Annotated in this window: 16 protein-coding genes; 7 read left to right on the top strand and 9 right to left on the bottom strand. The window is 70.1% G+C overall.

What is annotated here, in order from left to right; genetic code table 11:
* Positions 1-23: 23 nt before the first annotated feature.
* Positions 24-902, top strand: a complete 879-nt coding sequence (locus tag ACIBI9_RS41260) for a 4-hydroxy-tetrahydrodipicolinate synthase family protein (RefSeq protein WP_397230816.1) — start codon at positions 24-26, stop codon at positions 900-902.
* On the opposite strand, the gene ACIBI9_RS41255 is transcribed toward ACIBI9_RS41260, so the two are convergent.
* A complete protein-coding gene (locus tag ACIBI9_RS41255) occupies positions 864-2,009 on the bottom strand; it encodes an FAD-dependent oxidoreductase (protein ID WP_397230814.1) in 1,146 nt (381 codons plus the stop codon). The genes ACIBI9_RS41260 and ACIBI9_RS41255 overlap by 39 nt on opposite strands.
* Before the next feature lie 101 nt (positions 2,010-2,110).
* Here ACIBI9_RS41255 and ACIBI9_RS41250 point away from each other — a divergent pair, with 101 nt between their 5' ends.
* Positions 2,111-2,530 (top strand): MarR family transcriptional regulator, encoded by a 420-nt coding sequence (locus ACIBI9_RS41250; protein ID WP_397230812.1) that lies wholly within the window; start codon positions 2,111-2,113, stop codon positions 2,528-2,530.
* Between the two features lie 76 nt (positions 2,531-2,606).
* On the opposite strand, the gene ACIBI9_RS41245 is transcribed toward ACIBI9_RS41250, so the two are convergent.
* From ACIBI9_RS41245 to ACIBI9_RS41235, 3 genes are read right to left on the bottom strand one after another with little or no spacing between them, the layout of a single operon-like run.
* Complete coding sequence (locus tag ACIBI9_RS41245) at positions 2,607-7,550, bottom strand: DNA repair ATPase (protein WP_397230810.1); 4,944 nt, start codon at positions 7,548-7,550, stop codon at positions 2,607-2,609.
* A gap of 59 nt (positions 7,551-7,609) precedes the next feature.
* The gene (locus ACIBI9_RS41240; RefSeq protein ID WP_397230808.1) at positions 7,610-9,706 is read right to left on the bottom strand and encodes a flotillin family protein; all 2,097 of its coding nucleotides are present in this window, start codon (positions 9,704-9,706) and stop codon (positions 7,610-7,612) included.
* Positions 9,706-10,257 (bottom strand): hypothetical protein, encoded by a 552-nt coding sequence (locus tag ACIBI9_RS41235; protein WP_397230806.1) that lies wholly within the window; start codon positions 10,255-10,257, stop codon positions 9,706-9,708. Before ACIBI9_RS41235 ends, ACIBI9_RS41240 begins: the two co-directional genes overlap by 1 nt.
* Before the next feature lie 141 nt (positions 10,258-10,398).
* Between ACIBI9_RS41235 and ACIBI9_RS41230 the strand changes: the two genes are divergently transcribed.
* Entirely contained in the window at positions 10,399-11,322 is a 924-nt protein-coding gene (locus ACIBI9_RS41230) for an NADP-dependent oxidoreductase (protein WP_397230804.1), read from the top strand.
* Here the strand turns inward: ACIBI9_RS41230 and ACIBI9_RS41225 are convergent.
* The 3 genes from ACIBI9_RS41225 to ACIBI9_RS41215 are packed head-to-tail and all read right to left on the bottom strand — an operon-like array spanning position 11,319 to position 13,689.
* Positions 11,319-12,233 (bottom strand): aminoglycoside phosphotransferase family protein, encoded by a 915-nt coding sequence (locus ACIBI9_RS41225; protein ID WP_397230801.1) that lies wholly within the window; start codon positions 12,231-12,233, stop codon positions 11,319-11,321. The genes ACIBI9_RS41230 and ACIBI9_RS41225 overlap by 4 nt on opposite strands.
* A gap of 54 nt (positions 12,234-12,287) precedes the next feature.
* Positions 12,288-13,166, bottom strand: a complete 879-nt coding sequence (locus tag ACIBI9_RS41220; RefSeq protein WP_397230799.1) for a 1,4-dihydroxy-2-naphthoyl-CoA synthase — start codon at positions 13,164-13,166, stop codon at positions 12,288-12,290.
* A gap of 10 nt (positions 13,167-13,176) precedes the next feature.
* On the bottom strand, positions 13,177-13,689 hold the full coding sequence (locus ACIBI9_RS41215) for a PadR family transcriptional regulator (protein ID WP_397230797.1): 513 nt from the start codon (positions 13,687-13,689) through the stop codon (positions 13,177-13,179).
* 59 nt (positions 13,690-13,748) lie between these two features.
* Between ACIBI9_RS41215 and ACIBI9_RS41210 the strand changes: the two genes are divergently transcribed.
* Positions 13,749-14,321: a hypothetical protein gene (locus ACIBI9_RS41210; RefSeq protein WP_397230795.1), complete on the top strand. Its 573-nt coding sequence runs from the start codon at positions 13,749-13,751 to the stop codon at positions 14,319-14,321.
* Here ACIBI9_RS41210 and ACIBI9_RS41205 read toward each other — a convergent pair.
* Entirely contained in the window at positions 14,314-14,646 is a 333-nt protein-coding gene (locus tag ACIBI9_RS41205) for a helix-turn-helix transcriptional regulator (RefSeq protein ID WP_090938046.1), read from the bottom strand. The genes ACIBI9_RS41210 and ACIBI9_RS41205 overlap by 8 nt on opposite strands.
* A gap of 87 nt (positions 14,647-14,733) precedes the next feature.
* On the opposite strand from ACIBI9_RS41205, the gene ACIBI9_RS41200 reads away from it, so the two are divergent.
* Entirely contained in the window at positions 14,734-14,904 is a 171-nt protein-coding gene (locus tag ACIBI9_RS41200; RefSeq protein WP_364833949.1) for a DUF3073 domain-containing protein, read from the top strand.
* On the opposite strand, the gene ACIBI9_RS41195 is transcribed toward ACIBI9_RS41200, so the two are convergent.
* Positions 14,867-16,135, bottom strand: coding sequence for a cytochrome P450 (locus ACIBI9_RS41195; protein ID WP_397230793.1), 1,269 nt, complete (start codon positions 16,133-16,135; stop codon positions 14,867-14,869). The genes ACIBI9_RS41200 and ACIBI9_RS41195 overlap by 38 nt on opposite strands.
* Before the next feature lie 73 nt (positions 16,136-16,208).
* On the opposite strand from ACIBI9_RS41195, the gene ACIBI9_RS41190 reads away from it, so the two are divergent.
* On the top strand, positions 16,209-16,805 hold the full coding sequence (locus ACIBI9_RS41190) for a TetR/AcrR family transcriptional regulator (RefSeq protein WP_397230791.1): 597 nt from the start codon (positions 16,209-16,211) through the stop codon (positions 16,803-16,805).
* A gap of 74 nt (positions 16,806-16,879) precedes the next feature.
* On the top strand, positions 16,880-17,446 hold the full coding sequence (locus ACIBI9_RS41185; protein ID WP_397230789.1) for an NADPH-dependent F420 reductase: 567 nt from the start codon (positions 16,880-16,882) through the stop codon (positions 17,444-17,446).
* The last annotated feature ends 15 nt before the right edge of the window (positions 17,447-17,461 follow it).

Below are 17,461 nucleotides of genomic sequence, written 5' to 3'. Positions count from 1 at the left end.
TTCGGACAGGACAGGCTCGGAACATGCTGAGAGGACTACACGTACCGCTGGTCACCCCGTTCACCTCGTCGGGAGAGGTGGCCGTGGACGCGATCGAGAAGCTCGCCTCGGACTACCTCGACCAGGGCGCCGCCGGGCTGGTCGCGCTGGGCACGACGGGCGAGGTGGCCGCGCTCGACCCCGGCGAGCGGGAGCTGGTGATCGAGGCGTGCGCGCGGGTGTGCGCGGAGCGGCAGGCGCTGCTGACGGTGGGGGTGACGGGCAACGACACGCGTTCGACGGCCCGGGCGCTGCAGGGCCTGCCTTCGGGGGTCGGGGCCGCGCTGGTGACGGTGCCGTACTTCCTGCGGCCGGGCGAGCGTGGGGTGATCGCGCACTTCGAGGCCCTGGCGGAGGCGACGCCGGTGCCGCTGGTGATCTACCACATCCCGTACCGGACGGGTCAGGCGGTCCGCGCCGCGACGTTCCGGCACCTGGGCGCGCACCCGATGATCGCGGGCATGAAGTACGCGGCGGGCGGGATCGACCAGGACGCGGTGGACCTGCTGGGCGATCTGCCCGAGGGGTTCGAGGTGGTCGGTGGCGACGACGCGTTCGTCTCGCCGCTGCTCGCGCTGGGCGCCGTCGGCGGGATCCTCGCCTCGGCGCACCTGCAGACCCGCGGCTACGTCGAGCTGGTGGACGCCTGGAACGCGGGCGACGTGGCCAGGGCGAGGGCGCTCGGGCACCGGCTGGCCAGGCTCTCGGCCGCGCTCTTCGCCGAGCCGAACCCCACCGTGATCAAGGGAGTGCTGCACGCCCAGGGCCTGATCCCCACCCCGGACGTGCGGTTGCCGCTGGTCCCGGCCGGGGAGGCGGCGGTTTCACAGGCTCGCCTGATAGCGGTACATCCAGGCGAGTGACTCCTGGCTCGCGCTCTTCTTCAGGAAGTGCGGCAGCATCAGGTCGCGGAAGACCCGGGCGACCGGGCCCGCGGCCTTGCTGTTGCTGATCGTCCTCGAGTACGCCACCACCCGCTCCGCCCTGGGCCGCCGTTCGGCCTCGAACCGCTCGAACGCCTTCGTGTGGCTCCCGCTGTCGCGCAGGCACCTGGCCAGCACGACCGCGTCCTCGATGGCCAGCGAGGCGCCCTGGCCGGAGCTGGGTGAGGTGGCGTGCGCGGCGTCCCCGGTCAGCAGGACCCGGCCGCGGTGCCACACGGGCACCGGCGGCAGGTCATAGATCGGCGACCCCGGCTCGACGTCGCTGCGCCGGATGAGCTCGGCGGAGAAGTTCGCGTCGTCCTCGAACGCCCTGACCAGGACCGGCTTCCAGTCGTCTGGAGTGTCGCCGAGCCGCCTGGGCAGGTTCGCGAACCACCAGGTCTCGCCCGACTCGGGCACCGCGTAGCCGAAGAACGCGCGCTTGCCGAACACCATGTTGTAGACGCCCGGCTCGCCGGCGAAACCGGTGTCCCTGACGATCCCGCCGAAGCTGTAGAGGCCGCTGTAGCGGGCGGCGGGAGCTTGCGGGTCGAGGATCGTGCGAGTGCGTGAGTGCACGCCGTCGCACGCGATCAGCAGGTCGCCCGTCGCCTCCGTGCCGTCCGCGAACCTGGCCGTCACCTGCTTCCCGCTTTCGTCGTACGAGACCAGGCGCTTGCCGTACGTGACCTCGATGCCGCGCCGGGTCGCCTCGTCACGCATGGTCCGGTAGAGGTCGGACCGCAGGACGGTGTGACTGACCGTGCCGTCGTCGAGCCGCAGCCCGTTGGCCACCTCGCCCAGCCGCTTGCCCGATCCGCTCCACATGACCATGCGCGGGGTGGGGATGGCCTGCGACAGGATCTTCTGGTGCGCGCCCAGCGCGCGGAGCGCGGCCAGGCCGTTGGAGGCGACGTTCAGGAACGAGCCCACGTCCTCCGCGCCCTGCCCGTACGCCTCGAAGATCTCGGCGTCCACGCCCACCTCGCGCAGGGCCATCGCCGTGACGGGTCCGGCGATGCCGCAGCCTATGACTAGAGCCTTCATGGTGATAACCTTTCGTTCGACCGAACGAAATATATGCGGAGGCTTTACCTGTGTCCAGAGATATTTCGGACCGTCGAAAGAATTTGCTGGAGGCCATCAGCATGGCGGGGCGGGACAGCAGCAACGCCGCCGTGATGTACCACACCGCCATGGGCGAGCGGCTGGGGCTCGGGATGACGGAGGAGAAGACGCTCGACCTGCTGCAACGCATGGGGCCGCTGACGGCGGGGGAGATCGGCCAGCATGCGGGGCTGGCGCCGGCCACCGTCAGCGGGCTGATCGACCGGCTGGAGTCGAAGTGGCTGGTGCGGCGGATACGTGACACGCGGGACCGGCGGCGGGTCATCGTGGAGATCAACTACGAGCAGCTGGCCGGGTTCAGCGAGCTGTTCGAACCGTTCGTGGCGGCGTTGGGGGAGCTGTACGAGCGGTACACGGATGACGAGCTGGAGCTGATCCTCGACTACCTCAACCGCGCCACAGCCCTCCAGCGCGCGGCCACCCGCGACCTGACGACGTAGCCCGGCACCGCACGGCCCGATGCGCGCGGCGCACCGGGCCGGTGGGTGGGTTCACCAGCGCCGCAACCGGGGTGGCCTAGCGGTCGGCTTCGCGGATGGCGGTGCCGACCTCGCTCACGCGGTCGGCCAGCAGGCCGAGTGCGCCCACGGCCCGGGCCATCGGGTCGTCGTCGGCGCCGCCCAGGGCCTTGGCCTTGAGGTAGGCGGTCTTGATCTCCGCCCAGCGTCCGGCCTGGGCCGGGGTGAGGCGGCCGCGCAGTTCGGCCAGCTTGAGCAGGTTGGCCTCGGCGTCCGTGGTCAGGGTCTGCGCCTCCCCGAGGTAGTGGTCGTCGATCACCGCTTCCAGCTCGGCGTCGTTCATGGCGGGGACGATGCGCTCGGCCAGCTTGTTCATGTTGCGGTACGAGCCCTGCAGCCGGTACGGGGGCTCGGTGCGGGCGGCGTCGGACTGGGCGGCCGAGGCGATGTAGGCCTGGTTGTTGGCCAGCACGATCTCCTGGACGCGTACGAGCTTGGCCAGCACGCTGAGGATCTGGTCGAGCTCGGGCTTGCTGTACGGGTGACGGAGCTGGTCGGGCTGGACGGTCGGGTCGCCCTTGGCGAGCCGTACGAGGAGCTCGACGTCCGCGCGGTCGCGGCCGGAGAGCGGCGCGAGCACCGGGTTGGAGGTCAGCGCGTTGTCCACGTAGCTCAGCGCGAACAGGTCGTCCTTGCCCGACAGGACGTCGCCCAGGTTCCAGACGTCGGCGCGGTTGGCCAGCATGTCGGGGATGCGGAAACGCTGTCCTGACTCGGTGTACGGGTTGCCCGCCATGCACACCGCGAACCGCTTGCCGCGCAGGTCGTACGTGCGGGTGCGGCCGTTCCACACGCCCTCGATGCGGCGCTGGGCGTCACAGAGCGAGATGAACTTCTGCAGCAGCTCCGGCGAGGTGTGCTGGATGTCGTCGAGGTAGAGCAGCGTGTTGTTGCCCGTCTCCAGCGCGAACGAGATCTTCTCCACCTCCTGCCTGGCCGTCGCGTCGGGCGCGTCCGCCGGGTCCAGCGAGGTCACCTCGTGGCCCAGGGCCGGGCCGTTCACCTTGACGAACACCAGGCCCAGGCGGCTGGCCACGTACTCCATCAGGGTCGTCTTGCCGTAGCCCGGCGGTGAGATGAGCAGGAGGAGGCCCATCTGGTCGGTACGCTTGCCCGCGCCCGCCGCGCCGAGCTGCTTGGCCAGGTTGTCGCCGATCAGCGGCAGGTACACCTCGTCGAGCAGCCGGTTGCGCACGAAGGCGCTCATGACCTTGGGCTTGTACTCGTCCAGGCGCAGGCGGTGGCGCTCGGCCTCGACCAGCTCGCTCCTGCGCCGCTGGTAGGCCCGGTACGCCGGGACCCGCTCCTCCCGGAAGTGGCGGGTCCTGGCGAGGAGCTCGTCCAGCCGGATGCCGAGTTTGCGGTCCTTGATGCGGGGGTGGGCGCCCAGGAGGCCGTCCACGGTTTCGCGGGTGGCGGCGCTGGAGTCGTGCCGGGGGACGTCGCACAGCAGCACCGCGATGGCCTCCGCCACCTCGGGGCCCTGGTGGTAGGCGGCCATCCAGGCGTGGGCCAGTTGCAGGCGCTCGGGGAGCGGCACGCTCTTGAGCTCCTCCTCGAACTCCCGCACCTTGGCGGGGCCCATGGTCTGGCGGAAGCCGTCGAGGAGGTCGCGAGCCGCCTTGCTGGTCACGAACCCGAACGGGGTGCTGCCCAGCTCCTCGACGAGATACTCACCCGCCAGCCCGGCCCCCACTGCGATGCTCGCGTCAACCGCCGGTACGGCGCCCGTGCCCATGCTGAGCGCCGTCCCCGTTGCGCCGAGTGCCGCCGCACCCCATCCCGCCGACTCGGCGCCGGTGGATGCCGGGCTGGGGTGAGGTGCCGCGCATACGACACCCGGAGCAATCGTGCGAAGGCTCGCCAGGCAACCCGCGATCAACGTCTCCAGCTCGACCGACAGCGAGTCCAGGGCAGGGGTGGGGCCGAAGACGGCGCGGGCGCGGACGAGCGACACGGCGCGCGTGGTGAATGTTTTACGTGAAACCTCGTCCAACCCGAACGCCCAGAACAGCTGCGCCCCCGCCCGCACCTCCGCCGGGTACCGCAGCAACCCCGCCCCCGACCGCAGCCGTACCAGCACGTCCAGGATGGCGACGGCGTCGTGGTCGTGGACCCCGCGCTCGTACCCCTCGTCATAGCGCGACTCCACCGCCTGCCGCACCACGTCCTCAAGAGAGGTCCCGGGGGTGACGGAGTCCAGGAGCGAGGCGGCCAGGTGCTCGCCCCGGTACACCTCAGGCGTCTCCGACACCAGCAGCTGGTCCCAGAAGGGTCGGGTGTCGGCGAAGGAGGCGGGCACCGGAGAGCGGTAGTCGGTGCCGGTGATCGCGAAGTACATGGACCTGTCGTGCGGCACCAGCGTCAGATCGATCGGCTGGGTGTTGACGGCGAAGTGGTGGCGGCCGAGCCGGAGCGTCTCCCCGCCGTCGGAGAAGAGGTCGAGGCGGTCCCGGAGGGCCCGGCCCGCCTCCTGCTGGGCGGACTTGACGCGCCCGTCCAGCTCCTCCGCCCGTACGGCGTCCCCGAGCGAGCGCAGCTCGACGGCGGCCGAGCGGACCTTGGCCACCATCGGGTCGGTGGCGAAGTAGGTGTTGACCTCGTCCAGGGAGCCGAGGGAGCCGAGGCGGCGCGTGATGCTGCCCAGGATGCGTTCGGCGGAGGAGAAGACGCGGTCGGCGCGCCGGGCGAGGTCGTCGAGCTGGGTCTGCTTGCGGCCCGAGAACGCCTCGTAGACGTCCTCCCGCTTGGCCGACAGCTGCGCCGCGAAGTCGTCGAACTCGCCGAAGCGCGACTCCAGGGTCTCCAGCTGCAGCATCAGCCGCCCGAGCTGTTCGTCGCACTTGGCCGGGGTGTCCGCCATGGCCAGCGCGCCCGTGATGGCCTGGCCGAGCAGGGCGAACTCGGCGGCGAACGCGGCCCGCCCCTCCGCCCCGAGCAGCTCCCGCCGGCGCCCGTCCAGGATGGCGCGGGCCCGGTTCACCCCGCCGAGTACTTCTGCGATCCGGCCCAGGATGGAGGTGCGTACGGTCGCGTCGGCGATGTCCAGCGAGCCGACGACCTCCGTCACCACCTCCAGCCCCTCCGCCTGCGCGGCCAGCCGGTCCGCCACGGGGGCGGCCTCCGCGACCGTGCCGATCGCGGCCGCCGCGGCGGCGAGCTCCTCGACGGCCGCGTGGTAGGCGGTGAACGCGTCCGCGCCCTGCAGGAAGCCGACCGCCCGCCTGCCGACGGACGCGAGCTCCTCCGTCACGGAGGAGGACAGCGCGTCCAGGCCGGCCAGGTCGATGTAGCGGGTCTCGCGCAACGTCACCAGGCGCCCCTGGGCCCGCCGCAGCGTGGCCAGCGTGTCGACCCAGGCGTCCGCGGTGACCGGACTGTCCGCCCGCGCCTCGCGTACCAGGTGGGTGGTCTCCTCGGAGGCGGCGGCGAGCGCCTCGGCGGCCTGGCGGGTGAGCTGCTCGACGTTCTCGTACTCGTCCAGCACCTGCTCGGCGGTGGCCCGCACGTCGGCGAGCGGCCCGCTCAGGCCGTGCTCCTCCAGCCAGTGGTAGGAGTCGAACGTCCGCGTGCAGGCCGCGATCAGCCCCTCGAACGTCCCCGCGGACGCCGCCATCTCCTCGACCATCCGCGAGACGGACAGGCAGTCGGAGATGCCGCGCACCAGCTCCGCGTTGCCGATGCGCTCCAGGGGCCCTGTCCCGGCGGGCTGCGCGGCGGCGTACGTGTCGGAGACGTACGGCGTCTGCCAGACCTGCATCGGGTGCACCCGCGTGGGCTCGTCGGAGATCGCGCGGAAGACCACCATCGTGCCGTCGTCGAACAGCGAGTAGCCGTGGCAGACGATGGGGTTGGCGACCTCCTTCCTGATCACGTTGTACGGCAGCAGCAGCGAGCGCCCGTCACCCCTGGCGTGGAAGACGTACAGGACGTCCTCGCCGTTGGGCGAGCGGACCACCCGCTCGAACTCCAGGTCCGTCACGTCCGTGTCGAACGTCTTGCTGACCCCGGTCGCCAGGTAGTAGCCGCCGGGGAAGATCAGCCCCTGGTCCTCGGGCAGGCGCTGGCACGCCTGGCCGAGGCCGTCGAGCCTGATGACGGCCTTGGTGCGGGTGTTGAAGACCAGGTGGCGCCACTCGGTCTCCTTGTACGGCCTGATCCGCATGAGGATGAGCGGTCCCACCCTGGCGTACTCGACGTCGGCGTCCGCCAGGCTCTGCAGGTGTTCGGCGACCGGCTCGGCGTAGATGCCGGCGCCGGTCTCCGTGTTGTTCTCGATCTTGATGGTCAGGTCGCCGCCGACCGTCTCGACGAACACCTCGCCACCGATCGCGATGTGCGGGTGCCGTCCGAGCACGTGGTCGTCGCGGGTGGTCGGAGTCCACTCGAAGTCGTGGGACGGGGGGAAGGTGTGGTCACGCTCCCCCCGGTTGTCCAGATATTTCGGGACTCCGCCGTTGTCGACCGTCCACCGCAGCACCCGCAGGTCCGCCGGACCCGTCTGGAACACCGCCAGCAGCTTGCCCTCGACCCGCCGCAGCTGCTGCAGCCTGGTCTCCTTGTAGTACCGGTACAGCTCGGCGAAGTCCTTCTTGAACGCCGGATCGTCCAGCGCCTCCAGCTTGTCGGCGTCGAACCTGAACGCGTCACCGTCCCTGGAGAACCGGTGCACCGCGAACACGTCCGCCACCGCGGTCTCCGGCTTGAGCCCGATGAAGACGTTGTAGCCGAAGAGCATCACGTCGCCCAGGGAGACGATGTCCCTGGGAACGCAGTTGTTCTCCGTGCGGATCCGCTCGGTGCCCAGCAGGCGCAGCTCCGCGCCCCCGAACACCTTCAGCCGGGCCCCGTTGAGCGCCTCGGCCGCCGCCGTCAGGGTCTTGGCCTGGGCCTGGAGCCTGTTCCTGAGGACCTCGTAAGTCCCCGCCTCCAATTCAGTCACAGGGCCTCCGGCCCTGTGACTGACGGTGCTGCGTTCATTGGTGCCCTCGCTTCGCTCGGTCACCGAGCGGCCCCGGCGAGGGCCGCCACGGGGGAGTCGGCCACGCCGAGCCTGCGGGCCGTCTCCAGCAGCTCGCCGAGCGCCGTCGCCTGCGGGCCGCCGTCCTGGATGAGCCGCATGAGGAGGGCGGAGACGGTCAGGTTCTTGATGTCCTCAGAACGCACGCCGCCGATCACGCTCGCCAGGTCGGCCGCCAGGCTGGCCGAGCCGTTCACGTACGGCGAGACCAGCGCGCCCGCGACCTCCGAGTGGTCCACGAACCCGTCGACCACCTTGCCCGCGGTGATGGACCCGACCACCTTGTCGAAGAACATCGTGTCGCCGCCGACGATGTCGATGTTCGCCTTGGCGAGGCCGGCGGCCAGCACGCTCGCCTGCGACTCCGCCACCTGCCGCGACACGTCGATGTGCTTGAGCCTGATCTCCTTGTCGGCCTCGAGGCGCAGGCGGTACTCCTCGTGCGCCCTGCTGGCCTCGTCCAGCGCCGCCATCGCGGCCGCCTTCTGCGTGAGGCCCTCGGCCTCGGCCTTGAGCTTCTCGCCCACCGCGGCCGCCCCGGCCAGCGCCATCGCCTGCTCGCCCTCGGCCTGCGCCTTGAGGCGGTCGCCCTCGACCAGCGCCATGGACCTGGCGCCCTCGGCCTCGGCGGCCAGCCGCTCCTTCAGCACCAGCGCCTCCGCGCGGCCGACCTTCTCGATGGCCTCGGCGTCGCGCTCCTTGACCTGCACCTCCGCCAGCCCGGCCGCGGCCGACTCGGCCTGGATGCCCTCGGCCAGCCGGATCTTGGCCCTGGTCTCCAGCTCGGCCGCCTGCTGCCTGGCCTCGGCGAGCACCAGCTCCTCGCGGGCCTTGAACTTGGACGCGGCCTCCGCGGCCTCGGCCGCCTTGATGTCCTTGACCAGGTTCTCCTGGGCCTCGGCCTCGGCGGCGATGATCACGGTCTGGCGGGTGCGCTCGGCCTCCTCGACCACGCGCAGCCGCTTGATGCTCTCCTCCTGCTCGGCCACGGTCTTGTCGACCGCGATGCGCTCGCGGATGACCTCGGCGATGACCCGCTTCTCGGACTCGACCTCTTTGTCCTTGGCGATGCGCGACAGCTCGGTCTCCCGCTCGCGGGCGATGACCTCCAGCACGCGGTCCTTCTCGATCCGCTCGGTCTCGATGGCGATCACGCGCTCGCGGTTCTTCTCGGCGACGGCGACCTCGCGGGCGCGGTTCTCGTTCTGCACGCCGAGCTGCTCGTCGGCCTTGATGTTCGCGCTCTGGGCGCGCAGCCGCTCCTCGGCCTGCACGCGGGCGATCTCCGCCTCCTCGCGGGCCTTGACGGTCTCGATCTCCCGCCGCTGCTTGAGCTCGGCGTCGGCCTGGCGGCGCTGCAGCTCCAGGATGGCCTCGCGGGCGTCGACGTTCTGGCGGGTGATCTCCTTCTCCTCGTTGCGCTGGAACTCGTTCGTGCGCACGTGCTCGATCGCCGTCAGCTCGGTGATCTTGCGGATGCCCTGGGCGTCGAGGATGTTGCTCTTGTCGAGCTGCAGGAGCGAGGTCTGCTCGAGGTAGTCGATGGCGGCGTCCTCGAGGCTGTAGCCGTTGAGGTCCGTGCCGATGAGCCGGACGATCTGGTCCCTGAACTCGTCGCGCTTGGTGTAGAGGTCCACGAAGTCGAGCTGCTTGCCGGCCGTCTTGAGCGCCTCGGAGAACTTCGCGCTGAACAGCTCCTGCAGCGTCGACTCGTCACTGGCGCGCACGGTGCCGATGGCCTGGGCGACCTTGATGACGTCCTCGGCGGTCTTGTTCACGCGGACGAAGAACGTGATCTTGATGTCGGCCCTGATGTTGTCGCGGCAGATCAGCCCTTCGCGGCCGGTCCGCTCGATCTCTATGGTCTTGACCGAGATGTCCATGGTCTCGGCCTTGTGGACGACCGGTAAGACGACGGCACCGGTGAACGTCACGTCCACTTTGTTGACTTTGGAGATGATCAGTGCCTTGCCCTGCTCCACCTTGCGGAAAAGGCGGCCGACGACGACGATCAGGCCAATCACGATGACCAGGATGACGGCGAGAAAAACGCCGAAGCCGGTGGAGATGACGTCCATCAGTGCTCACTTTCGTAGGGCATGACCCAGAAGAATTCGCCGTCTTTGTCGTATTCGAAGATGAGTGCGTTGTCGCCGCGGGCGAGGCGGTCCTTGCCGGTCGTGCGTACCTGCACGATCGCGGACGAGCCGTCGGCGGCGGTGACCTCGGCCTGGCCGAAGTCGGGGGTGGCCGCGCCGGTGCGGATCACGCACATCTGGCCGACGAAGTCGCCACGCGAGTGCCGGTCCCCGGCGGGAAACAGCCTGCGCAGCGGACCCAGCAGGCCACGGATGGCCAGCCAGGCCCCGACCGGTGCGGCGAAGGGGACGGCGATCAGCAGGCCGCCACTCGCCACCACGCTGCCTGTCAGGCAGAGCAACCAGGCCAGGGCAATCAACAGCGAAAGCACGATCCCGGCAGGGACTCCCCCGAGGCCCAGCCAGGCAGCGTCATCTTCCAGTTCGGACAGCCCGGTGATCACGGTCAGCCAATAACCGATGACCACCACGAGAAGGAAAGTGAAAATGACAGTCGGAAAGCTCAGTACGGTGTCTAAGAACTCGATCATCCCGCCCCGTGTGCCCATCCCCCGTTGATGTCCTGATGGACTATATACAGATAAAGCACGACTAAAGCGGAAAGTTCCCGAAGAGTCTGGCGAGTTTTCCGGCTTGACCTCCACCTAGGTTGAGGTTGCAGGCTGGGGCTCATGACTGACGTGATGAGAGCCGCTGCCTTCGCCGAACCTGGCGGCCCGGGGGTCCTGAAGGTGATGGAGCTGCCCGCGCCGCAGGCGGGTTCCGGCGAGGTCCGGGTGCGGGTGCGCGCGGCCGGTGTGCAGCCGTTCGACACGGCCGTACGGGCCGGGTGGCTGCCGGCGTACATTCCCTCGACCCCCTTCCCCCGCATTCCCGGCAACGAGTTCGCGGGCGTGGTGGACCAGGTGGGCGACGGGGTGACCGGAGTGTCCGTGGGGGACGAGGTGCTCGGGTTCTCGGCGCTGTACGCCTACGCCGAGTACATCGTGGTGCCGGGCACGAACGTGGCGCCCAAGCCCGCGGAGGTGCCGTGGGAGGTGGCCGGCGGGCTGACCTCGGGCGTGCAGACCGCCGAGCTGGCGATCGACGGGCTCGGCCTGGCGGAGGGCGAGACGCTGCTCGTACACGGCGCGGCCGGGTCCGTGGGCACGGCGGCCGTGCAGATCGCCCGGCGGCGCGGGGCCACCGTGATCGGCACGGCCCGTGAGGCCAACCACGAGTACCTGCGCGACCTCGGCGCCATCCCGGTGGTCTACGGCGAAGGGCTCGCCGACCGCGTACGCGAGCTCGCCCCGAACGGTGTGGACGCCGCGCTCGACGGGGCCGGAGGTCACGCGCTGGAGGTCTCGATCGAGCTGGTCAAGGACCGCGGCCGTATCTTCACACTGGTCGAGCACGGCAAGGCGGCCGAGCTGGGCGTCCGGGTGGTGCAGGGGCAGCGCTCCGCCGAGCGGCTCGGGCGCTACGCCCGCCTGTACGCCGAGGGCGCCTTCAAGTTCCCGGTACGCAGGACGTACACGCTGGAGGACGCGGCGGACGCGCACCGGGAGATCGAGACCGGCCACGGGCAGGGCAAGATCGTACTGACGGTCTAGAGGCGCTGCCGCACGGCCTCGGCGACGGCGAGGCCGATCTCGTTGAGCGCGGTCTCGCCGTCCTTGACGTCCCACAGGGCGTTCTGCAGCACCCGGCCGAGCGTCCACCCGGCAGAGCGCCGGGGGTCGAGGCCGAGCCGGTCCACCATGAGGTCGAAGCGGCGCAGCACGGCCCGCTGCACGTCGCCGGTCGCGACCACGTCGTCCCAGCGGTTGTGCAGGGCGGGCAACAGGTCGAACCCCGGGTCGCCCGCCAGCGGCTTGGGGTCGATGCTCAGCCACGGCTCCCGGTCGGCGGCCAGCACGTTGTCGTAGTGCAGGTCCCAGTGCAGCAGCCGGTCACCCGGCTCGGAGACGAGCTCGCCGACGGCGCCCGCGCAGTAGCGCATCCAGTGGCGGTCGCTCTCGCGCGGCAGCTTCTCCACGGCCCCGTCCACGTCGTCCAGCATGGCCCGGGCGATGTCGCCCAACCGGCGCATCCCCTCGGGCGCCTGGTAGGTCACCAGGCGGGCCAGCAGGTCCGTGAGGATGCCCAGGGCCTTCATGCCGTCCGGCAGGGCGGACAGGGACCGGTCGGCCTCCAGCCGTTCGAGCAGCAGGGTGCCGGTCCCGGGGTCGGAATCGAGCAGCAGCACCGACGCGTCACCGGCCCAGGTGCGCAGGCCGGGGGCCTCGGTGTCGTTCTCGTCGGTGACGGGCTGGAGCTTGAGCGCCGCCTTCGTCCCGTCCTCGCGTACGACGGGCAGCACGAGGGACACCACCCCGTGCCTGGGCTCCCCGTCCAGCCGCAGCCCCCACTCCTCCAGGTACCGCTCGGCCAGCGCGGGCAGCCCCGCGGACCAGGTGCGCCCCGCCTCTCCGCTCCATTTCACGTGTGACTCGGTCAGCGCCGCCGGCACCCTGATCTTCATGCCCCCAGTCTGCCCAGGGACGCCGGCCCGGGGCATCGCCTTATCCGGCGAGACTCAGTAGTGCCAGGGGTACGGCGACCAGTCGGGCGAGCGCTTCTCCAGGAACGAGTCGCGCCCCTCGGCCGCTTCCTCCGTCATGTAGGCCAGCCGCGTCGCCTCGCCGGCGAACACCTGCTGCCCCACGAGCCCGTCGTCGATCGCGTTGAAGGCGAACTTGAGCATGCGCTGCGCCGTCGGCGACTTGCCGTTGATCTTGCGGCCCCACTCCAGGGCCGTGCGCTCCAGCTCCTCGTGCGGGACGACGGCGTTGACCATGCCCATGCGGTGCGCGTCGGCCGCCGTGTAGGTGTCGCCGAGGAAGAAGATCTCGCGGGCGAACTTCTGCCCGACCTGCCGCGCGAGATAGGCCGAGCCGAAGCCGCCGTCGAAGCTGGCCACGTCGGCGTCGGTCTGCTTGAAGCGGGCGTGCTCGGCACTGGCCAGTGTGAGATCCGCCACGACGTGCAGGCTGTGGCCGCCGCCCGCGGCCCAGCCGGGCACCACGCAGATCACGATCTTGGGCATGAACCGGATGAGCCGCTGCACCTCCAGGATGTGCAGCCGCCCGGTGGCCGCCGAGCCGTCGGCGTACTGGTAGCCGTCCTTGCCCCTGATGCGCTGGTCGCCGCCGGAGCAGAAGGCCCACCCGCCGTCCTTGGGCGAGGGGCCGTTGCCGGTGAGCAGCACGCAGCCGACGTCGGTGGTCTGCCTGGCGTGGTCGAGCGCGCGGTAGAGCTCGTCAACGGTCTGCGGGCGGAACGCGTTGCGCACCTCGGGGCGGTCGAACGCGATCCGCACGGTGCCCTGGTCGACCGCTCGGTGGTAGGTGATGTCGGTGAAGTCGAATCCCTCGACCGCCTGCCACGCCTTGGGATCGAACAGCTCGGAGACCATGCGCCAGAGCCTAACGGATCTGGCCTTCGGCCCATTCGGCCCACTCCTGCTGGGCCTTGCCCAGGCGCAGGCCGTATTCGAGGCTGATCCGGCCGTACACCGAGAGGTTGTCCTCGCGGTTGTCGAGGAACTCGCCGATGCCCTCCAGGTGCTCCACGTGCTTGCGGACGTGCTCGGCCTGGTGGCGGAGGTATCCGCGGGCCTGCTCGGGCGAGACCTGGGCCAGGAAGAACACGCGGAGCAGCATGTCGCTGCGCAGGACCCTGGCCGGCTCGACCTCGGTGATCCAGTGGCGCAGCTCGGCCAGGCCCGCCTCGGTGATCGCGTACTCCTTGCGGCCGCGCGGGCCCTCCGCCGACACGTCCACGAGACCCGCCTCGGCCAGTTTGCCCAGCTCCGCGTAGAGCTGGCTCTGCGTGGCGGGCCACACGTTCGACAGCGAGATGTCGAACATCTTCATCAGGTCGTATCCGCTCGCGGGTCCCTCGGAGAGCAGTCCCAGCACGGCGTGTCGAAGGCTCATATTCCTATGTTGACATATCGACGCAGGAGGTTCTAGCTTCGACATGTCACTTTAGGAATGTGGAAGGACACCTCACCATGCGCGGCCTGCTCGGCTTCCTGCCCTGGATCGTCTACGCGGTCATCGCCACCGGTGACGAATGGCGCTGGGGTGCCATCGCCGGGCTGGTCATCGCCCTCGGCCTCGTCGTCATCGACCGCAGGGCGGGCAAGGCCTGGGACGAGATGGTGATCGAGAGCAGCGCGGCGCTGTTCTTCGCCTGCCTCACGGCGCTGTCGCTGGTGGCCCCGCACTCGCCGCTCACTCCGTACGGCCCCGCGCTGGTCAACGTCTGGCTGGCGGGCACCGCCTGGGGCTCGCTGGCCATCCGCAAGCCCTTCACGCTCGGCATCGCGCGCACGATGGCGCCGAAGGAGGTCTGGGAGACCCCGCGGTTCTACCGCGTCAACGCGGTCATCACCACGGTCTGGGCGGCGGCCTTCACCGTCGCCGCGGTCTCCCTGACGCTCGTGCTTTCCGTCTCACCTCACGCGACGACGGTCGTCATCGCCATCAAGGTGCTCACATTCGTTCTGCCCGCCGTCTTCACGGCCTGGTACCCCAAGCGCGTGCGGCAGGCGCTGGCTAAGTGACCTCCGCTCGCAGCTCCGCGAGCAGCTCGCCCTGGTCGGCGAGCATGTCGGTGAGAATCCTGCGGGCAGCCCCGAGCAGGTCGGCCAGCTCGGGCGTGGCCAGCGTGTAGACGACGGTGCTGCCCTCGCGAATCGCGCTCACGATCCCCGCTCTGCGCAGGACGGCGAGCTGCTGGGAGAGGCTCGAGGCCTCGATGTCGATCTGGGCCAGCAGATCCCGGACGGGAAGCGGCCCTTCCTGGAGTAGCTCCAACACTCGGATGCGAGCGGGGTGGCCGAGCGTTCTGAAGAAGTCGGCCTTGGCCTGGTGGACCTCCACGTGCATATAGCCCAGACTAATCCAGCGCAGTTGCATAATTCTTCAAGTCGTAACGTTGTTGGATAGCATGACAGCGGGGACTAGGGAGTAGCCATGGGCCGAGGAAGAGCCAAGGCGAAGCAGACGAAGGTCGCTCGCCAGCTGAAGTACACCAACCACAACATCGACTATGACCGGCTTCGCGAGGAGCTGGGAGCCGATGCGCGTCGCGAGGAGATCTACCCGCCTACGGCGTCCGAGCAGGAGTCCGAGCGCGCGCAATGACGCGGGTCAGGTTCGCGGGCGCGAGCGTGACGTTCTTCAGCCGCCTGGCCTCCGGCGCCTGATCGGGCGCCGTGAGCTCCAGGCGGTGCAGTACCTCGCTGATGATGACGCGCATCTCCAGCAGGGCCAGCTGTGCGCCGACGCAGAAGCGTCGCCCGCCGCCGAACGGCATCCAGGCCCTGCTCTGGGGCCCGTCGAGGAAGCGCTCCGGGCGGAACTCGTCGGGTTCGGGGAAGGCGGCGGGGTCGTGGTGCACGAGCGGGATGAACGGTCCGGCGTACCATCCGGCGGGGATCTCGTACTCGCCCAGTTGCAGCGGGGCGTCGAGCATTCTCGGCGCCTCGTAGACGACCGGCCTGACCCGCAGCACCTCCTTGACCACCGCGTCGAGGTAGGTCTCGTCGTCGGGGAGCCGGTCGAGGATCTCGGGCATGCGCAGGAGCCGCTCGAAGGCCCAGGCGAGGCCGGTGGCGGTGGTCTCGTGCCCGGCGAGGAGCATGGTGATCAGTTCGTCGCGGATCTCATGGTCGCCCAGCTCGGTGTCCAGCAGGCGGCCGAGCACGTCGGTGCCTCCTGGCGCGGCCCGGCGGCGGCGGATCTCGTCGAACAGGATCGCGTCCACCTCGGCGCTCACCCGTACGAACCGGGGGTAGGGCCCGAACGGGATCCGGCGGAACTTCTCCGGAAGCATGGGGATCAGCGGGGACCCGCCGGTCTCGATCAGGTCGGGCAGCAGCGCGCGTAGCCGGCTGACGCGCCCGGCGTCCTGGATGCCGAAGATCAACCGGATGATGATGTCCAGCGTGATGTCCTGCATGCGGTCGCGCAGCGCGAACGGCGTGCCCAGCGGCCAGGTCGCGATCCTTTCCGCCGCTATGGCCGCGATGTCGTCGCGGTAGCCGGCGACCTGCTTGGCACGCAGCGGCGGGTTGAGCAGCTTGCGGTGCCGCCACCAGGGGTCGCCGTCGAGCGTGAGGACGGAGTGCTCGCCCACCATGTGTGCGAGGAACTCGCGCCGCGCCTCGCCCGCGCGCCCGCCGCCGTGGTCGGTCCGGAAGACCTGCTCGGCCAGCTCGCCGGTGGTCACGTAGACCTCCGGCGGGAGGCCGGTGAAGCGGACGGTGAAGATCGGCCCGTACTTGCGCTGAAGCCTGGTGAGCATGCCGGGCGCGTCCCGGATGAACCACGCCGTCTGCACCGCCGAGGGAAGTCTCGGCCCGGGAGGAATCATTTCGGACCTCTCGTGTGAATGGATGTACGTACGTCCGTCATAGACGCTTGTATACATCTGTAGCATGGATCACGTGGCACGAACAGAGGCCGGTGGATACCGGGAGAGACTGCTGGCAGGAGCGGTGAGCTGCCTGCAGGAGAAGGGCTATGCCCGTACGACGGCCCGGGACCTGGTCGCCGCCTCAGGCACCAACCTGGCCTCCATCGGCTACCACTTCGGCGGCAAGGACGCGCTGCTGAACGAGGCCCTCGCCGAGTTCTTCGACCAGTGGATCGCCCAGGTCGAGCGGGCGATGTTCAGCTCGCAGGTGGGCAGCGCGCGGGAGATGCTGGAGCGCGCCATGACGGAGCTGGTCGACAGATTCGCGGAGCTGAGGCCGCAGCTCGTGCTCTTCGTCGAGGGCTACCCGGCGGCGCTGCGCGAGGCCGTGCTGCGCGAACGGCTGGCCGAGTCGTACGCCCGCTGCCGCCGGGCGGGCGCCGACATGGTGCGCCGGGCCCTCGCCCAGCTGGACATCGAGCTGCCGGTGGCGCCGGAGGTGCTCGTGTCGGTGCTGGTGGCCATCACCGACGGGCTGCTGCTGCAGTGGCTGCTCGACCCGGCCGCCACGCCCGACGCCCGGCAGGTCGTCGACTCCCTCGCCGCTCTCTCGTCGTTCATCGCGTAGCAAGCCTCTGACCTGGGGAGGAATGTCACCGGCGGGGTCTGGTGGGTTTCCTTCGGTGACGAGGTGATCAAGACATGCGTGTGGCAATCGTGGGTTCTGGAAGACTCGGCGTGCCTCTTGGCCGCCTGCTCTCGACGGGCGGACACGAGGTGTTCTTCAGCGACGCCGACCCCGGCCGCGTGGAGGCGGCCACGGCCGCGACCGGCGGCCGGGCCAGGGGCGGCACGCCGAGCGAGGCCGCGCGGTTCGGCGAGGTCATCGTGCTCTCGGTGGGGTGGGAGGCGTTCTCCGCCGTGGCGGCGGAGCTCGACGGCGCGCTCTCCGGCAAGATCGTCGTCGACCCCAGCAACCCGATCGCCGAACGGGACGGCCTGGCCGTGGTGGTCGCCGTCCCCGGCGGGCTCACCAGCTCGCAGTACCAGCAGCACGTACTCGGGGCGGAGGTCCGGCTGGTGCGGACGTTCAACACGAAGTACTCGAAGGAACTGCTGACGCTGGGGACGGTGGGGCAGCGGGGCGGGTCGCGGGCCGACATGCCTTACTGGGGGGACGACGACGCGGCCAAGAAGGCGGTGGTGCCGCTGATCGAGGACGCCGGCTTCACCGCCATCGACGGCGGCGGCCTCTCCAAAGCCCGCTGACGATTCCCCCCACCC

It is taken from the genome of Nonomuraea sp. NPDC050451, from assembly GCF_044458585.1.
This window is presented reverse-complemented; position numbering and strand designations above follow the sequence as displayed.